Annotated in this window: 2 protein-coding genes; both read left to right on the top strand. The window is 48.2% G+C overall.

What is annotated here, in order from left to right; translation table 11 throughout:
• On the top strand, positions 1–262 hold a 262-nt coding region (locus D1155_RS15525), incomplete at its 5' end, for a hypothetical protein (protein WP_347561007.1).
• The coding region (locus D1155_RS15520) for a proline racemase family protein (protein WP_160203310.1) at positions 263–708 on the top strand (446 nt) is incomplete at its 3' end. It abuts the gene before it with no gap.

Below are 708 nucleotides of genomic sequence, written 5' to 3'. Positions count from 1 at the left end.
TGAAATTACCGAGGATGTGTATGTGGATTTGCCGTATGCCTGCGAAGAAAGCGGAGACTTATCGACAAGAATTGAAATGGGACTTCTTGATGAGAAAAATGTAAAATTCTTACATAACGTGTTAGATGGAAGCCAGCCAAAACCTGCATCAGATACGGTAGTCTTTAAAACCGTAGGTATGGCGCTGGTGGATCTTGCAGCCGCAGAATACATCTGTGAAACAGCAGAGAAGGAAAACATCGGAGTGGAGGTCGAATTCTAAATGAAAACACTGGAGTATCTGGATTTTCATGTAGCAGGAGAGCCCTTTCGACTTATCACAAGAGGCTTTCCTGAGATCATCGGCAGCACCATGGCAGAAAAGCGCCATTATGCCACAGCACATCTTGACAATCTCAGAAAGATAGCGCTCCTTGAGCCACGTGGACACGATGACATGTACGGCGGTTTCCTCACGCCTCCTGTCAATGAGGAGAGCGACCTGGGCATCGTCTTTATCCATGGAACTGGCATGAGCACCATGTGCGGTCACGGCGCCATTGCCATGGCAAGAGCTGCTTGCGAACTAGGAATCGCGACCTTAAAAGAAGGGATGAATACGGTGACATTAGACGCACCTTCAGGCAGCGTGCAGCTTGCAGTACAGACAGAAGGAGGGAAAATCAGCGACATAGCGCTGAAAAACGACCTTTCCTTTGCATATGCCCT

It is taken from the genome of Anaerotruncus sp. 80, from assembly GCF_009936115.1.
Classification (GTDB): domain Bacteria; phylum Bacillota; class Clostridia; order Peptostreptococcales; family Anaerovoracaceae; genus Senimuribacter; species Senimuribacter intestinalis.
This window is presented reverse-complemented; position numbering and strand designations above follow the sequence as displayed.